Origin of the sequence: Methanocorpusculum labreanum Z (genome assembly GCF_000015765.1) — an archaeon.
Lineage (GTDB): Archaea > Halobacteriota > Methanomicrobia > Methanomicrobiales > Methanocorpusculaceae > Methanocorpusculum > Methanocorpusculum labreanum.
The window spans coordinates 307,787-324,225 of the sequence record NC_008942.1 but is presented as its reverse complement, the minus strand read 5'-3'; the positions used below and the strand labels follow the sequence as shown (position 1 = coordinate 324,225).

The window sequence follows — 16,439 nt, the reverse complement described above, 5'->3', positions numbered from 1 at the left end:
TTGGGCGGATTGAACCTTCAACCGAGGGAAAAAATGAAACCAAAGTACATTACATCTATTTCTGCGCTTGACAATCTTGTCGGGCTTGCTCCCAAAGAACGGGAGATGATGGAGAGAGTGACCGACGTATTCCCATTTCGGGCCAACGACTATTATCTATCACTTATCGACTGGAAAGACCGGAGGGACCCAATCAGAGCTATCATCGTCCCTGACCCCCGTGAGCTTGAATCCGGCGGATCAAATGACCCCTCCTGTGAAAAAGATTATACCAAAAAACCCGGTCTCCAGCACAAATATGATCAGACCGGACTTCTGCTTTTGACCGATGTCTGCGGCGGGATATGCCGTTTCTGTTTTCGAAAACGCCTTTTTATGTCCTGCGAACGCGAGACCGTGAGGGACGTATCCGAAAATATTGCGTATATCCGGGAGCACACGGAGATCACCAACGTTCTTCTGACCGGCGGAGACCCCCTGACACTTGATACCCGGCATCTCGAATCCGTGCTCCGTGAACTTCGCGAGATACCGCATGTAAGCATCATCCGGATCGGAAGTAAGATGCTGGCATACAATCCGTATCGTATCCTCAACGATGCTGAACTTCTTTCTGTCCTCTCGCGGTACAGCACCCCGGAAAAACGGATATATCTGATGGCACACTTCAATCATCCCAATGAGATCACAGACGTCTCGATACAGGCGGCAGAAGCTCTGCAGAAAGCCGATGTGATTGTTGTTAACCAGACGCCGATCCTTAATGGAATCAATGCCGAATCGGAGACACTTACAACACTTTTCCGCAAACTCTCCTTCGCCGGCATCGCGCCCTACTATGTTTTCCAGTGCAGACCGGCAACAGGCAATGGACTGTTCCAGGTACCGGTTGAAGAGTCCTATGACATTGTACAGGGAGCCTGGAAAAACTGCTCAGGCCTTGCAAAACGGGCAAGATTTATCATGTCGCACTCGACCGGAAAGGTCGAGGTAGTTGGGAAAGATGCAGAAAATATTTTCATGCGATATCATCAGGCGGCAGAAAACGATGACATTGGAAAGTTCATGACCTTTCCGACGAACCCAAAAGCAACGTGGTTCGATGACTATCTTACAGGTTCTGATTCTGTAAAGAACTAACCTTTTTTTTAATCATGAAAAATTCTGCACAGATCCGATCAGGTGATAGTGTTTCACAAATCAGTTCCGATAAATCTTTTTCTAAATGTAAAATAAACGTGGTGTAAAAAAGAAGATTATGCCTGGCGGCAACCTCTGCCGCCGCCAAATCTCCGACCTTTCCCACAGCCGCACGACATTCCACCGCGACCTACACCATAAAATGGCGCCTGCGAAATAGGCTGTTCACGATATATATCTGAATCGACTGCACCGTCTGGTGTTTGTACCATGGACGGTACCACTTCAGTGCGCCCGGGTCCAACCCGGCATTTCCCAAAGCCCCGTCCTGTCATTGACCCCGCACCTTGGGGTCCTGTACCATCTAATCCTGGCATTATATTTGTTCCCTGATGCTGTTCACAGCACCATATGTACACATATGCGTATAAATACATAAATGTTTGTATTGAGGCAACTCAGATTCAGGCATCAGATCGAGAATCATCCGTTTGATCGGACATGACAGAAGAACGGGGGCAGACCCCTCCGTCCGTCTTAGGACACAGATTCATATTCTGTTTTGGGCATGTACCGTTCCCCCGATCCGAACACTCCTTCATCACGATCACTTTGCCATGTATGATTGCATCGGCCATTTTACGCCGCCCTTCATGTACATCACGCCATATGGTTTTTCTGGAGACCCCGATACGAAGCGCTGCCTCCTCCTGATCAAGCTGCTGGATATCGATCAGGTCAAGCGCGGCAATCTCCTCAGGGAATAGATACACCACTTCAATGTTTTCATGGATATTGCACTGAGGAGCATAACACCGGGCGTGTATCGAATCATACATTCCCCGGTTTCTCCGCGGGCGGCCTCTTCGTCCCCGGCACTCATCATTTTCATTACTGGGCGGCAAGATTTCCCAACTCCTTTTCAAGGGTATCCGCTATCCCGCAGATCGAGAGAGATGCAGGACCTGAACCTTGATCCGTTACTGGAACACCGGCACGAACGGCTGATATCACTGCCGGGTCAAATGGAATCTTTCCAATAAGAGGGATGATCTCCTTCTGACAGTAGGCCTCGATCTCCTCCGTCTTGATTAAATCAAGATCATACCGGTTGATAACGACAAAGATCTTCAATCGGAACTGCCGGCAGACAGTGATGACCCGTTTCATATCATGAAGACCGGATACGCTCGGTTCGGTGACCACGATTACGGCGTTCATCCCGCTCACCGACGAAATCAAAGGACATCCGGTCCCGGGAGGCCCGTCAACGAGAAACTTCTCAGCATCTCCGTCCTCCCGTAAGGCGGTTTTTTTCACTGCATGGACGAGAAGGCCGGAATTTCCTGCACCAGGTACGAGCCGCGCATGGACCAGATGACCCCGGTCGACCTCCGAATACATGATGACTCCCGTCTGTCTGGGCTGCATTGACACGGCATCAGCAGGACAGACGATCGTACAGACCGCACACCCCTCACACCGCGAAGGATTGATCAGATAGGCCCCGTCATCCATCTCTACAGCATGAAAACGACAGTGCTCCAAGCACGCCCCGCACTCTGTACAGAGCTCAGGGTCGATCACCGCCGCCTTCATTCCCATGAACGGATCTGTTCTGATCAGCCGGGGAGACAGAACTAGAGAGAGATTGGCAGCATCCACATCACAATCCGCAAGCACGAGAGATCCTTTCAGAAGGCGGGAGAGGGCCGCAGTTATCATCGTCTTTCCTGTGCCCCCCTTTCCGCTGACAACAGCCATCCTAATCATGACTTTGCCTCCAGAAGTGATTCAGCCTTGGAAAAGACCGAAAGAAATTCCTTCTGCCACTCAGGATATGCCCGGCAGAGGAGATCGCCCCTGTTTTGAACGGCGGCGATCTCACGGCTGAACGGTATCGTCAGCAGGACCGGAAGATCCTGCTGTTCACAGAACCTGAGTGTCTCTTCATCCTTTCCGTCACTCCGATTGATGATGACTCCGGCCGGGATCCCGAGACGTTTGGTCACATCAACCGCAAGTTCGAGATCATGCAGGCCAAACGGCGTCGACTCGGTAACGAGGATACAGGCATCGCATCCTTCAAGCGCCTCGACGACCGGACAGGATGTTCCCGGAGCCGTGTCCAGAATAACAAGAGGATCCGGTTCGGCCTCAAGTTTTACCGCGTGGATAATGGGAACGGCAAGGGGGCTGCCCGAATCCAGCGTACCCGTCACCAGCTTCAGGCCGGGAAGCGGCGTGGAGACAGAGAGTGTCCCGATACGTTTGGATTCTTCATGGATCGCGTGCTCAGGACACAGAAGTGTGCATCCGCCGCAGGAATGGCAGAGATCAGGAAAAAACAGGAGTTTTTTCGGCAGTACGGAGACTGCGCCGTATCGACAGAACTCTCCGCATGCTCCACATAGGGTACAGATGGATGCATCGAACACCGGTATCGGCAGCGTTACGTCACGCGGTGTGGTTTTGGAGGGAAAGAACAGATGAAGATTGGGTTCCTCCACATCACAATCAACGAGACTGACCAAACGATCCGATGCAAGGGTGAAGGCAAGATTCGCTGCTGTCATACTCTTCCCGGTTCCCCCTTTTCCACTGGCTATTGCTAATTTCATACTCTTACTCATTATTATGTAATGAATTGATAATCAATCTCATCGGTCTGCGGGCGTTATTTCACCCGATCAAGCGTGTTCTTTTTGAACGCGTCCAGAGCATCGCTTACCGTTCCGCCAGCTTGATAGACAAACTGTTCTACACCAGCCATATCTAAAACGGCCTTTGCATTTCCCCCTAAAAGACCACTGATGAGAGCTCCGGCCTGATGTTCTATGATCAAGTTGGCGGCTTTTGGACCCACACCGCCGGATCCGTCGGCAAACGGATTTACAACTGCTTCAAACGATCCTGTTTCAGTGTCTGCGATAATGAAATACGGAGCCCGGCCAAACCTGTTTTCGACTTTGGACTCGAGTAGTGCACCCTGTGCTGTAATACATACTTTCATGATAGATATAACCTCAATATTATTTTACACATATGCGCACAAGTAATTTAAACTATCGTATCGTAATCATACTGCCCTCTGCAGAGAGAAAAACTCTGCATGCAAAGGAACGGATCACATGAGCAAAAACAGTATTATTGAAGGTCTGCTTGCAGATCTGCCGGAAAAACCAGTACCCGTCCGATCCGTCTGTATCGGAGCGCACTGGACAGCCGTCTGCAGTACACACTGCGGCCTTGCTGCAACGATTATCGGCGAGGAGGTCCACGACCACACAATCGTTGTCCGCGATGCGGGACATCTTCATGAGAAAAGTGCTCAGGAGCTGGCCGGATACGCTCTCTCGAAAAATCCCCTGGAAGCAGGAATCGGCGTTGCCGCCATCAACTCGCTTCTGGAAGTGAATGAACAAAATGCGGCGGAGATAAACGCGGCGGATCTGCTGATGGAAAAAGGCGCAGGAAAAACGGTAGCGCTTGTCGGGCATTTTCCGTTTATTCAAAAACTCCGGGAACGCGTCGAAAACCTTCAGGTCCTTGAGATACACCCCGGGGAAGATGAGTATCCTAAAGAGGCAGCTGCTGAGATCATTCCTCGTGCAGATGTCGTAGGGATCACCGGGAGTTCTCTGGTAAATCATACGATGGACGGCCTCCTGGACCTTTGTGATCCGAATGCTCTGGTCATTGTTCTGGGTCCGACGACGCCGCTTTCTCCGGTCATGTTTGAGCATGGGGCGGATATTATCGCAGGATCCCGTGTCATCGACGGGAAAAGTGTTCTCGCCGCTGTCGGACAGGGAGCGTCATTCAAACAGATCACCGGAGTGAAACTGCTGGCCTTTACAAACCCCGAAAAACGCATATAATCTAAAAAATAAAATGAAAGCAGATACTATGGATACAACCGCGAACAAAGATGAGGAGGAGATGGGTTCTACCGTATGCCAGGCGGATTCATTCAGATACACGCCGATAGGGATCGTTCGGTCACCCTTTACCGATACAGCAGGGATGCCGATCCAGCCGGCCGGAGCAAAAGGCGTGCGCGGGACCATCGCTCTGCGTCCTGATCTGAAAGCCGGCCTTGCCGATCTGAAAGGATTCTCCCACATAATCCTCATCTATGCATTTCACAGATCGAAAGGATACTCCCTCGAAGTCACGCCGTTTCTGGACACAGCCCGGCACGGTGTTTTTGCGACACGCGCGCCGAAACGCCCGAATGCGATCGGAATCTCGATCGTCAGACTGATCGCGGTCGAGGAAAACGTCCTGATAATAGAGAATGTCGATCTTCTTGACGGAACACCTCTGCTGGATATAAAACCCTATGTGCCGGCATTCGATGCGTTTTCCGATGCAAAAGCAGGATGGCTCGATCAGACCGCCGGTAACGCAGAGTCGGCCAGGGCTGATGAACGATTCAGATAAATGAACGCTGCAGGTGATAGACAAAACGATGAGACAAACTATCAGCACGACCCTCAAAAAATTCTATTATTATCTTTTAGCACTAAATGAGATACCAATGACGAAAAACGCCCCTTGGCACAGATACGGGGGATTGAAATGACAGAAAACCATATCTTCGGGCCGGTCATGTCCCGCAGACTCGGAAGGTCACTTGGGATCGATCTTCTGCCCTTCAAGACCTGTTCATATGACTGTGTCTACTGTGAATGCGGAGCGACCACCCATATCACGACAAAAAGGGCCGAGTTTTTTCCAACTGAAGAGGTGATCTCCCAGCTGGATGCAGTCCTCAGAGAAAGACCTACTTTGGATTACATAACATTTGCCGGATCCGGTGAACCGACCCTTTCCCTGTCGATCGGAAAAATCATCAGACATCTGAAAACAACCTATCCGCAGTATAAGGTCGCCGTCCTCACGAACGGGAGCCTGCTGGGTAATAAGGAGGTCATTGCGGATTTGTCCAGTGCGGATCTGGTTATCCCTACCCTGACCAGCACATCGCAGGAAACGTTTGAAAAAATCCATCGCCCAGATACCTGCCTCTTAATAAAAACGATCATCAGTGACATACTGGAGTTTCGAAAGGAATTCCATGGTGAGATCTGGCTGGAGATCTTCCTCATACCGGATCTGAACACCAGCTTAGAAGAACTGGCATCACTTCGAGACGTTATAGATAAAATCCAACCTGCACGCATCCAGCTGAACACGCTTGACCGGCCGGCAGCAGAGGACTGGGTCACGGCCCCGGATCCGGACGAGCTGGAAAATTTCAGGAAATACTTTGCCGAACTCAAGATCCCTGTAGATGTGGCCGGAGTCTGCTGTGAGCAGCCCGATGTCTGCAGAGCCGGAGAAAGCACGCATGAACATATCCTGAAAACCCTCCGCATCCGGCCTTCGACGGTTGAAGATCTGGCATCCATGACCGGCTTACATCATCATGAGGTGGCAAAGTACCTCTCCGGCCTTCTTGAAGAGGGAACGGTCCATATCCAGAGGGGAAAAAGAGGCGTGTTCTACTCTGCAGGCCCGGATATGACCCGGAAATAATACCGGCCGACGACAAAACGAAACCCCGCATCTCAGTTTTGGGAGTGAACGGCAAAACCGCTGATTCGAAAAAAAACATAAATTCAAATAAAAAGCAGTGAGATAGTATCAGTTAGATGATCTCTTTGCTTCGTTTTCTGTGTACACTAAAAGGAGGCAGGATACCCGGCATAAGTCTGGCAGTCCTCCTCCTCTGTTTTTGTCTAGTCTGCGTGCCGGTTTTGGCTGATTCTGATCTCGGCCCGATACCTGACGCTCGTTCAAATCCCGCAGTAAGTGCTGATGTCGAGGCATTTTTTGACGCATCGATCCCGGCAGAACTCGCAAAATACAATATACCCGGCGCGACGGTCGCAGCAGTATATGATGGAAAACTGATCTTTTCCAAAGGATACGGGTATGCTGATATCGCCAACAGAACACCGGTCGATGCTGGATCGACACTCTTCCATATTGGTTCGGTCACGAAACTTTTCACCTGGACATGTGTTATGCAGCTGGTGGACGAGGGAAAAATAGACCTGGATGCAGACATCAACACCTACCTTGCCGATTTTTCTCTTCCGGACACCTACCCCGGCCAGCCGGTCACTATGCGAAACCTGATGACGCACACTGCCGGATTTGAAGACGCAATCCGGAGGGCTACAGTTGAAGACGTAGATGATCTTTTCTCATTCAGGATCTACTGCCGGGATTATATACCTGCACGGGTCTATCCTCCGGGAACCGTGACCTCCTACTCAAATTACGGCACAACGCTTGCAGCCGTCATTGTTGAGGATGTAAGCGGCATGCCGTTTGAACAGTATCTCCAGGAACATATCTTAACCCCGCTTGATCTCAAAAATACCCATCTATCCTATCTCCTCCCGCCAGAATCCGCCGGCAGCCTCTCCTCCGGATATAATTATATCGGCGGGACAAATGCAGCGATCACCGACACGATTTTTGTCATCGGACCTGCCGGATCCATCAGCTCCACAGCAGAGGATATGGCAGTTTTCCTTGCCGCACATATGCAGAACGGAAAAGTGAACGGCGCAGAAATTCTTTCTGAACCGGCCGCCGCACTCATGCATGCAAGAGCATTTACAAATGACCCGCGGGTCAGCGGCATCTGCCTTGGATTTTATGAAAACTATCTCAATGGCGAGCGGATCATCCTCCACGGCGGAGATACCAATACCTTCCATTCGCTTTTCGTTATCATTCCTGACAAAAAAACCGGGTTTTTTGTCTCATACAATGCTCCCGGAGGGACAAGTGCACGAAATGATCTGCTTCTCGAGTATGTCGGCCGATTCTTCCCCCTAACGGAGACGGAGACGGTGACGCAGGAAATAGAACATTCCGGATCATTTGAGAAGTATACAGGAGTTTATCAGTCAAACCGCCATAATTACCGGACGTTTGAATTTTTCCTTCAACCTCCGCAGCAAATGACGGTTGAAGCGGGAGAAAATAATGCCTGCCTTGTGTTAAATATTGATGGCGACTCTACAGAATACATCGAGGTTTCACCCGGCGTCTTTCAAGAGAAAAGCGGCGGCCCGTCAGTGTATGGAAATATGGTCTTTCGGGAGAATGAGAACGGTGATGTGACGTTCCTCTGTTCCGAAAATACGCCGGTGCTCGCATATGAACGGGTCCCATGGTATTCTGTCAATACGTTTACGTCCGGGCTCCTCTCTGCTTTGAATGGTTCAACAACATGAACCTGTCAGGCAAACCAGAAGAGGCAAAGTTTATGTACGCTGCCTGGCTGAGCGGCATTATGTCGAATGGGGAACCCGCGTTCGCTTCCCAGTGTATTCAATGCGAAGAATGTCTTGAGAAATGTCCCCAGCACCTTGAGATACCAACGCTTCTCGAATGCGTTGTAAAAGAACTTGAGGAACCGGACCTGAAAGAGAGACTTGACATGATAAAATCGATGTTCAGGCAGACGTAACTCCCGACTTTCAGGAGCGGAGGAGAAAAAACAGACCCGATCCGAGAAAAACTGACAACAACGGCTCTTGATGGGCTAAAAAAAGAGAATCATTTATCCATGGTCCCATACTCATTGCGATGAGCAAACGAGTCTGTTTCCCGCCGGACCCGAAGGGCTTCCGATCGCGTGAAGGGGTATCCAAGCCTGATCGCAAACAGGACGGCCATGTGATCGGGAATTCCCATGATCTTTTTTACTTCCTTTTGCACCGGCGAGCCGAACATACTCAGTATCTGGAAACCGATGTCCAGAGACTGAGCCACGAGCCACATATTCTCCATAACGGCCCCGAGGCTGACAGCCCCGAGCAGGTCGCCTGGCGAGGCCGGTGCACGTTTCCGGGTATCGTACAAGAGGATAAGGATCGTCGGGGCACCGTTTATCAGCCGCCCCAGGTTCAAGGGCATCCGTTCCTTTATTGCCGATTCAAGCTGGGCCTTGTCCTGCCAGGCGGGAGGGAACTGTGTTCCCAGTATTCCGACTTTTTTCTGTGCCAGCTCCTTCTCTGTCATCGAAAGCTGCTCAAAGTTTTCCCGGATGAACTCCGGAGAGGGGATAGTGTTCAGATTGCCGAGCCGATTCAGTAATCTTTCGTCATCGACGACAACAATCTCAAAATTCTGCATATTGTGGGATGTCGGCGCCCAGCGTGCCCCTTCGAGAATCTTTTCCACATCTGCTGTCGGTACCTGTCGGTTGGAATCGAATGGTTCCCGTTCAGAATATCTTTGCCGTATAATCGTCATCAGATCATTCATCATATCAGTCTCCTTTGTTTTTCCCGGCCACGTCTTTCCATATCGGGCCATCCAAGACACTATCGGTTGCCCCGGCTTCCATTTCAAGGAACAGGGTGTACGGCACTGCGAAGGTGAACATGTGCCGGGGAATCAATTCACCGACGTTCTCCCGTGCCGCGATATCGTTATATCCGAGCACGGCCCGGGGCTGCTTCTCTTTTGCTTCCGCGTATACCGCCGCCCCGATCTGCTGGCATGCTGCCATCCGGGCAGGGAAAAATACCGGGTCCGGTCGGTCGCGAAGCGTTCCCATGAAAATCGATAGGCCGGAGAGCTGGACAGGATCGACAAGAAATACGACCGAAACCGGCTTCTCATCCTGATTGATCTTCCCCAGGGGCGTGAAAATCACGTACTTTTCAGCAATATCCGTGATCGGGAGATCTTCAGTCATGAACCGTTTCGCGCTCTCAACATCCGGGAAGATGCGTTCCCCGTGAGTGAACTTGTCCCGTTCACGCGCCGGGATGTGCTCTACGATCGCATTGTATGCTTCCGGATTCTTGCTGCTGGCAACTCCCTTGACAAAAAAGGCAGACATGAAATCCACACCGGCTCCGCCAAAAGCAGTGAGGTACCCGTTCCCGAATCCCAGCCCGGCCCGTGCTCCTGTACAGAGACAGGACTCCCGATCAAAGACCACGATCTTTCCTTTTGTCAGTGCCTGTGCGATAAAGTTCATTACGCAGCCGAGAGTATTCGGCTTTGGCTGGAGCGCCCCTTCGGGTTTTGTATCGCTCCAGAGAATGGCAACCGGCTCAAAGCGGAGACCGGCTTTTTGTGCAACGATGCTCTTCATGACGTAATCTCCTTTTTATTTCGTCCGGCCCATCCGTTCATACCATTCGTACTTATGGGCAAATCGATCTTTGTTGAATCTGATCATCTGGCAGAACATTTCTCTCATTCGGGTGTGAACCGCATCCTGATAGGGGTACGAAATCTCTCTATCAGATCGCGCCCATAACAGTTGATTAATCAACTAATAATGTAATCTCCATAATACTATAAATAGTTGATTAATCAACTAATTTTGAGGGCCCGAAATACCATGGTAAAGGACGATAGTGAAACAACCACACAATGGATACAGGAAATCGAAATGCCTGCTGCCCTGATTTCCTATATTTACCGCAGCACTCAACGATATTTTGCACGAGAACTTGCCGAATATCATCTCGGATGGGGGCATTTTGCAGTCCTTATGGCAGTTTATGAAATGGACGGGCCGAGTCAGGATAGCATCGCATTGTCCCGGGGATTCGACAAGACAATGGTGGCAAAAACCGTGATCCGCCTTGAAGAAGAAGGTTTGATTACACGTATTACGGATCCGAATGATCGGCGAAGTAAGAAATTACACCTTACCGATAAAGGAAAACGCATTCTTCCCAACCTCTTGCAAATTGGCCTTGAGCTGAATACGTCAATGTTTGCGGACTTCGATGAAACTGCGTCATCTCAATCTCTCAAGACGCTTAGAAAGATCGCGCTGAATGTGTCTAAATTGTAGGCCTTCATCATCCGCACCATACCCGCTCAAGGACGGAACACTATGGTTAAGCGAGATCATGGCGACAAATCCGACAAATGCTTGTGAAGGAATTAAAATATGAACGCTTCCGGACTTTTATCCCGCATCCGTCGTGATCTGCGCAACCTCCCGGAATACATTGCCCGGATTGAACGGGAGCGGCAGACCGGAGGGAAAGATCCGGCCGGTTTTTCATAAAAATATCATGATGACTGCCTGAAAATCAAATTATGCCGCAGCTTCACCCGGCAGACGACCCGGATCACCCGCAGCGGGAACAAACGACGGCGGCCGGATCCCTGCTATTCTGAACTCCGACCACGCCCGCCGGGTAACTTCCGATTTAAACTCGAACTCGAGCCGGAGATCATTGACATACCCCTTTGCCCGGACACGCATGTAGAACGGGAAATCCTCAAGAAGCACGGTATAAGTATATTTTTTCGAGATGATCACATATTTTGATGTGACCAACGCTTCTTTAAGGATCTTCATAGCCATCTCTGCATCGGATTCCGGATGGATATAGAGATCGATGACTATCATCATAGCAAGATCCCCCGCATTCCCGCTGGTCACCGGCTGACTGAATACCGTAACATTCGGGATCGAGACCTGTTCATCATCAGGGGTCTGCAAACGGGTAGAACGGATCCCGATGTTTTTCACCTCCCCATACGTACCTCCGATGGATACCTTGTCGCCGATCTGGTAGGGTTTTTCAAAGATGATGACGATCCCCCCGATGATATCGGCAAAAACATCCTTCAAACCAAAACCGACAGCAGCGCCGAAGAGACCCGAAAAGGCGATCAATTGGGTCAGCGAAGGCTCGATAACGGCAATTATGATGTAATAAAGGGCGGTCACCGAAACGATAAGCTTCAGAAGCGGGATCACCATGGTCACCGTGGTCCGGTGCCAGCCCATCCGTTCCGAGATATGGGTCAGAACAAAACCGAGCAGCCGGTTCAGGACGTAGGCGAAGACGATGATGAATACAATATAGAGAACAAGATTCAGGTCGAAGGTCTTAAACGGGAGTTCGGTGACGACACCCGTTGTAACATTTGTAAGCAGCGTATCAGCCATGATCACCACAGTCTCCTGGTCTTTTTCAGGTACTCGGCAACCGGCTCAAGTGCAAACGCCGGAATACTGTAATACCCGTCATCATTCCTCACAAGCCCCTCACAGACAAGACGATAGAGGACACGCCGGATATCCATCTCCGACCCGACAATCGCGGTCAGATCCTCCTCCTGCAGGGATTTCATAGACAGGATGATCGTGAGGATGAATGAGTCGCTGGTATCGAGATTGATGGAATAGGGAGTCTCGGTGATGGAGTTCAGAGAGATGACATTATCGTTCAGGCTGGACTCCCAAAGAAGGACGGCTACACCCGGAGTTCCCCGGGATATTCTGTTGATCTTTTCAAAGATGAGATCCTCGAGGGATATCTGGATGCGTTTTTTTCGGGGAAGACGGCGCAGCATGAGAGTAAAGTTCAGTTTTATCCAGGGAATTGATACTTCGGTACCCTTCAGCGGCAAACGGATCTGTTTATGGACCAGAGAAAAAAACATTGAGCGCTCGGCTACCCCGTCGCTGATAAACCGGATCTCACCAGGCTTATACCTGGACATGATCACCTTCTTGAGATCGGGGGCGTCCATCTTCGCAAGAACGATAACGGTCGAAAAATATGCCTCAATGTTCATCACGGCCGAGAGATACTGCCAGCTGTAGATATTCCATGTCGTAATAAAGAGTTTTTTTGAAGAGATCAGGGCACGCAAAAACGCATCAAGGACATCGAAACCCCCGATCCTCCGCGTTGCAAGCAGCCGGCAGTTGTCTATCAGGATAATATCCTCAGGACAGGCTGAAAAATCCGGGAGTGAGGCGGGCGAGATCACGAACTTCAGCGGAAGATAGTTGACCCTTTCACCGTATAGGCGCCGAATCTCATTGGCGATAGTGGTCCGGCCGCCCAGCGGTTCGGAAACAATCGCGATGTGCGCCGGTGCACCATCCCCAAACCGTTCAATGGCCTCGTCGATTTCCTGAAGCTCCTTCTCAAGGCCGATAACGGGTCTGTCGGAAACTGTCGCCGGATTTTCTGCCATGGATTTTTGTACCTGATAATAAGATATCCGGGGAACTATTAAAGGATATGCAGAAAATTGACAGACTCCTGCGGCTTCTTTTATGAATATTTCATGGAAAAATACTCAAAGAAAGTCATCAAAGAGAGATACTGGACCGGAAAAAGAGCCCAGTAAGCAGCTGAACGAAAGCTTACATAAGAAATACAAAAGAAAACTGAATGGGCAGAAGACCAAATGAATATGCGAGGGATGGGATTCGAACCCAAGAACTACTACTAGACTAGCCCCTCAAGCTAGCGCCGTTGACCTGGCTTGGCTACCCTCGCACTGTGCGACCTATACATGTGGGTCAGTCAAGTAAATAAATCTGCTGGATTTACACAGAGCTCTTGGACATCACTGTTCAAAAAACAAGGCAAGCGTATTTATGTGTTCCGTGATAGACACAAAGATACAATGTGGCGGAGAATACTCGAACAATTTCAGGACTCGCCCTCGCAGCAGAGAGTCGTCCGTTTTCTTCTTGAAAACGGTTTCGGCGTATCCGCCGAAGGGAAAGCAGTAGTAAACGGCATAGAAATTTCCGCATCCGCGCTCGCACGGGTGATTAAAGTCGACCGACGGGTCGTAGACTCCACCCTGCGCAGAATCTGCGAGATCGATGAACTGCAGTCTCTTTTTTCCCGTCTCCGGGTCACCCCGGACCTCACAGACGTCGCCAAAAATCTCGGCCTCTCGGTAATCACTATCCTTCCAAATAACGCCGGCGACAAAAACATCGTCGCCTCGGCAGTCGATGTCCTCGCATCCTACGATCTTCCTCTCAGACAGATCTTCGTCACGGATCCATATGTGGTCGAAACACCGCGCCTTGTCATCATCATCGACGGAGTGATTCCGGCAGAAGCCATCCAGAAACTCCGCAATCTCCCGACGGTCAGATCACTCATCCTGTAACTATGTGAGTTTATCTGGTTCGTGAACTTCGACATCTACATCTTTCAGTTCACTTTTTTCTCTCTTCCCCGCTTTTCAGAAACGATGACACACTCATTGTAACCTATATTTTACATTTTGTTATTTTAAAATAATAATTAATAATTAATTATGGCAATAAAAATAATAATATTATTATTTTAGTAACACTAATTACTCGTAAATTAAATTTAATGATTAAAAATGATTATAGGGATAGCACCCCAAATCCCGCAATCTTCAGACACAGCATAGCACGAAAACCAACAAAAACCTATCAATTATGACCAGTAACATGAAAAAAATAGAGATACTGCTCGCATTACTATGCATAACCGCATTCTGTTTTAGTGCAGGCTGTATTGATTCCGGAAACGGACAATCGGATAACGGAACGATCACCATCACCGATGCACTGGGACGGACAGTCACGATTCCAGACAATCCGGAAAAAATCGCTGTCAGCGGATCAGGAGCACTCAGATATTTTGTTTATCTCGATGTTGATCTGGACCGCGTAGCAATAGTCGATTATGGAGACTGCAATGCAACTACGACCGTTGGAGACTCAAGACCCTACAGAATTGCCCACCCCGAAATGTTGGAGATTCCGTCACTAGGCCCTGCGTGCAGCAAAGTAGATGCTGAAAGCCTGATGGCATCGGGAGCTGAAGTACTCTTCCTCTCAACATTCACGGCAACGTTGGAAAATGCCAATGAAATCCAGGAGAAAACCGGCATTCCAGTGGTTATGTTCTACACCGGAGACTATGTAACCGACGCAGATAAAATTCAGGACACCTTCCGCATGATCGGAACAATCTTCCATAAACAGGAAAGAACAGAAGCCCTGATAAACTACTTCGATGCCATCGAAAAAGATCTTCAGTCACGTATACCCAACATACCGGATGATGAAAAACCGACTGTTTACATCGCCGGCGTTTCCTATAGAGGAGGACACGGAATAGATGGAACAAATCCGTACTACTACCCCTTTGCAGTACTTGAAGCCAACAATGTTGCCGGAAATGTCAATGGATCTGAAAGCATCGGATATGTCCAGGTAGCAAAAGAACAGATCCTAGACTGGAATCCGGACATTATCTTTGTCGACCTTTCAACACTCAACGCTGCCAACGGCGGAGCAATCAATGAACTGAAAAATGACCCATCATATAAAGAACTGACTGCCGTAAAGACAGGTCAGGTGTATTCGGTCAATCCGCACACATTCTATGTGGTGAATTATGAAACCACCCTCGCAAATGCATATTATATCGGAACGATCCTTTATCCCGAAACATTTTCAGACATTGATCCTGCAGCAAAAGCTGATGAAATATACACATTTGTCGATGGAGCACCAGTCTATGAAAAACTAAAGGCAAATCGCGAAGGACTCTCCTATCAAAAATTGGAGATCTGAACCATCCTTTTTTGAGGTCAAACTATGAACGATGCAAACGCAGAATGGAATGAAAATTATCACCTTCAGGAAATTAAACCACGATTCAAATCAAGCGCCCAGCATTTCCAAGAAAAAGAAAATGCCGAGAATATGGTCAAAAGGCTGATAGAGCACCCAAGCCCGCACATTCAGGACCAACTTCAATCTCTGGCATTCCCGCCGGGAAGTACCGTACTGGATATTGGTGCAGGACCCGGAACACTGGCCGTACCTCTCACAAAAGAGGGCCATATCGTAACCGTTGTAGAACCCTCCAAAGCCATGAAAGATGCAATGGAACAATACAAACAGTATTGCGGCGTCAAAGCAGACATTCCCCGGATTGAAAAACTCTGGGAAAACGTAGATCCCGCGGAAATTGGCACATACGATTACGTCATCTCCTCATTTGCTCTCGGGGTCCCCGACCTGAAAAAAGCACTGATGAAAATGAATGCCGTCGCAAACAAGGAGGTCCACATCTTCTGGTTCCTGAATCCACAATCATGGAGCCAAATCAAGAAAGATCTCTACACGTTATTGTATCAAGAAGACTATCCTGACTGGATGTCCTATGCAAACGTTGTATGGCAGGCCCTGTATCAGGAGAATATTTATGCCAATCTCACCGTCCATGCGAGAACAGACAAAGACAGATACAAAAACATTGATGAAGTTGTTTCCATGTATGTCAGGCAGTTTTCAGTAACAGATGAGATACAGAGAAATATCATAGAAAACTACCTCAACGAACATTTGACTATGCAAAATGACGGATGGTATACTCTGCCTAACAATGGAAAATACGCCCACATTTGGTGGAAAAAAGAATAGGATTGTCTCTCGCAGAAAATAAAGACCACATGATGAATGGTAAATGTGAAAA

Annotated in this window: 18 protein-coding genes and 1 tRNA gene; 10 read left to right on the top strand and 9 right to left on the bottom strand. The window is 49.2% G+C overall.

The window, feature by feature from the left end:
* The first annotated feature begins 33 nt into the window (after positions 1–33).
* Positions 34–1,140, top strand: a complete 1,107-nt coding sequence (locus MLAB_RS01790; protein WP_011832720.1) for a KamA family radical SAM protein — start codon at positions 34–36, stop codon at positions 1,138–1,140.
* Between the two features lie 464 nt (positions 1,141–1,604).
* On the opposite strand, the gene MLAB_RS01785 is transcribed toward MLAB_RS01790, so the two are convergent.
* From MLAB_RS01785 to MLAB_RS01770, 4 genes are read right to left on the bottom strand one after another with little or no spacing between them, the layout of a single operon-like run.
* Positions 1,605–2,045, bottom strand: a complete 441-nt coding sequence (locus tag MLAB_RS01785) for a DUF134 domain-containing protein (protein WP_281034013.1) — start codon at positions 2,043–2,045, stop codon at positions 1,605–1,607.
* Positions 2,032–2,913 carry an ATP-binding protein gene (locus MLAB_RS01780; RefSeq protein WP_011832718.1) on the bottom strand — a complete coding sequence of 294 codons (882 nt, stop codon included), beginning with the start codon at positions 2,911–2,913 and terminating at the stop codon, positions 2,032–2,034. The genes MLAB_RS01785 and MLAB_RS01780 overlap by 14 nt, the downstream gene beginning before the upstream one ends.
* Positions 2,910–3,761 (bottom strand): nucleotide-binding protein, encoded by an 852-nt coding sequence (locus MLAB_RS01775; RefSeq protein ID WP_048061964.1) that lies wholly within the window; start codon positions 3,759–3,761, stop codon positions 2,910–2,912. The genes MLAB_RS01780 and MLAB_RS01775 overlap by 4 nt, the downstream gene beginning before the upstream one ends.
* Before the next feature lie 56 nt (positions 3,762–3,817).
* Complete coding sequence (locus MLAB_RS01770; RefSeq protein WP_011832716.1) at positions 3,818–4,153, bottom strand: NifB/NifX family molybdenum-iron cluster-binding protein; 336 nt, start codon at positions 4,151–4,153, stop codon at positions 3,818–3,820.
* Between the two features lie 118 nt (positions 4,154–4,271).
* Between MLAB_RS01770 and MLAB_RS01765 the strand changes: the two genes are divergently transcribed.
* The 5 genes from MLAB_RS01765 to MLAB_RS01745 all read left to right on the top strand — a co-directional run bounded on the left by MLAB_RS01765 (position 4,272) and on the right by MLAB_RS01745 (position 8,638).
* The gene (locus MLAB_RS01765) at positions 4,272–5,021 is read left to right on the top strand and encodes a DUF364 domain-containing protein (RefSeq protein WP_011832715.1); all 750 of its coding nucleotides are present in this window, start codon (positions 4,272–4,274) and stop codon (positions 5,019–5,021) included.
* Positions 5,022–5,034: 13 nt separating this feature from the next.
* Entirely contained in the window at positions 5,035–5,586 is a 552-nt protein-coding gene (gene tsaA, locus MLAB_RS01760; protein ID WP_011832714.1) for a tRNA (N6-threonylcarbamoyladenosine(37)-N6)-methyltransferase TrmO, read from the top strand.
* A gap of 138 nt (positions 5,587–5,724) precedes the next feature.
* On the top strand, positions 5,725–6,684 hold the full coding sequence (locus tag MLAB_RS01755) for a radical SAM protein (protein WP_011832713.1): 960 nt from the start codon (positions 5,725–5,727) through the stop codon (positions 6,682–6,684).
* 221 nt (positions 6,685–6,905) lie between these two features.
* Entirely contained in the window at positions 6,906–8,402 is a 1,497-nt protein-coding gene (locus MLAB_RS01750; protein ID WP_187146129.1) for a serine hydrolase domain-containing protein, read from the top strand.
* A complete protein-coding gene (locus MLAB_RS01745; protein WP_011832711.1) occupies positions 8,399–8,638 on the top strand; it encodes a 4Fe-4S dicluster domain-containing protein in 240 nt (79 codons plus the stop codon). The genes MLAB_RS01750 and MLAB_RS01745 overlap by 4 nt, the downstream gene beginning before the upstream one ends.
* An 89-nt stretch (positions 8,639–8,727) precedes the next feature.
* Here MLAB_RS01745 and MLAB_RS01740 read toward each other — a convergent pair whose 3' ends face one another.
* Together MLAB_RS01740 and MLAB_RS01735 are read right to left on the bottom strand one after the other, a co-directional pair.
* On the bottom strand, positions 8,728–9,441 hold the full coding sequence (locus MLAB_RS01740; protein ID WP_011832710.1) for a nitroreductase family protein: 714 nt from the start codon (positions 9,439–9,441) through the stop codon (positions 8,728–8,730).
* Between the two features lies 1 nt (position 9,442).
* Positions 9,443–10,279, bottom strand: coding sequence for a DUF169 domain-containing protein (locus MLAB_RS01735; RefSeq protein ID WP_011832709.1), 837 nt, complete (start codon positions 10,277–10,279; stop codon positions 9,443–9,445).
* A gap of 252 nt (positions 10,280–10,531) precedes the next feature.
* On the opposite strand from MLAB_RS01735, the gene MLAB_RS01730 reads away from it, so the two are divergent.
* Positions 10,532–10,993: a MarR family winged helix-turn-helix transcriptional regulator gene (locus tag MLAB_RS01730; protein WP_143702757.1), complete on the top strand. Its 462-nt coding sequence runs from the start codon at positions 10,532–10,534 to the stop codon at positions 10,991–10,993.
* Positions 10,994–11,242: 249 nt separating this feature from the next.
* Here MLAB_RS01730 and MLAB_RS01725 read toward each other — a convergent pair whose 3' ends face one another.
* The 3 genes from MLAB_RS01725 to MLAB_RS01715 all read right to left on the bottom strand — a co-directional run bounded on the left by MLAB_RS01725 (position 11,243) and on the right by MLAB_RS01715 (position 13,454).
* Positions 11,243–12,106, bottom strand: coding sequence for a mechanosensitive ion channel family protein (locus MLAB_RS01725; protein ID WP_011832707.1), 864 nt, complete (start codon positions 12,104–12,106; stop codon positions 11,243–11,245).
* A 2-nt stretch (positions 12,107–12,108) separates the two neighbouring features.
* On the bottom strand, positions 12,109–13,146 hold the full coding sequence (locus MLAB_RS01720; protein ID WP_011832706.1) for a hypothetical protein: 1,038 nt from the start codon (positions 13,144–13,146) through the stop codon (positions 12,109–12,111).
* Between the two features lie 223 nt (positions 13,147–13,369).
* Positions 13,370–13,454: transfer RNA gene (locus MLAB_RS01715), tRNA-Leu, on the bottom strand.
* A gap of 130 nt (positions 13,455–13,584) precedes the next feature.
* On the opposite strand from MLAB_RS01715, the gene MLAB_RS01710 reads away from it, so the two are divergent.
* From MLAB_RS01710 to MLAB_RS01700, 3 genes are all read left to right on the top strand, one after another.
* Entirely contained in the window at positions 13,585–14,085 is a 501-nt protein-coding gene (locus MLAB_RS01710) for a hypothetical protein (RefSeq protein WP_011832705.1), read from the top strand.
* Between the two features lie 313 nt (positions 14,086–14,398).
* A complete protein-coding gene (locus MLAB_RS01705) occupies positions 14,399–15,532 on the top strand; it encodes an ABC transporter substrate-binding protein (RefSeq protein ID WP_048061962.1) in 1,134 nt (377 codons plus the stop codon).
* 24 nt (positions 15,533–15,556) lie between these two features.
* Positions 15,557–16,387 (top strand): class I SAM-dependent methyltransferase, encoded by an 831-nt coding sequence (locus MLAB_RS01700; protein WP_011832703.1) that lies wholly within the window; start codon positions 15,557–15,559, stop codon positions 16,385–16,387.
* Positions 16,388–16,439 lie beyond the last annotated feature (52 nt).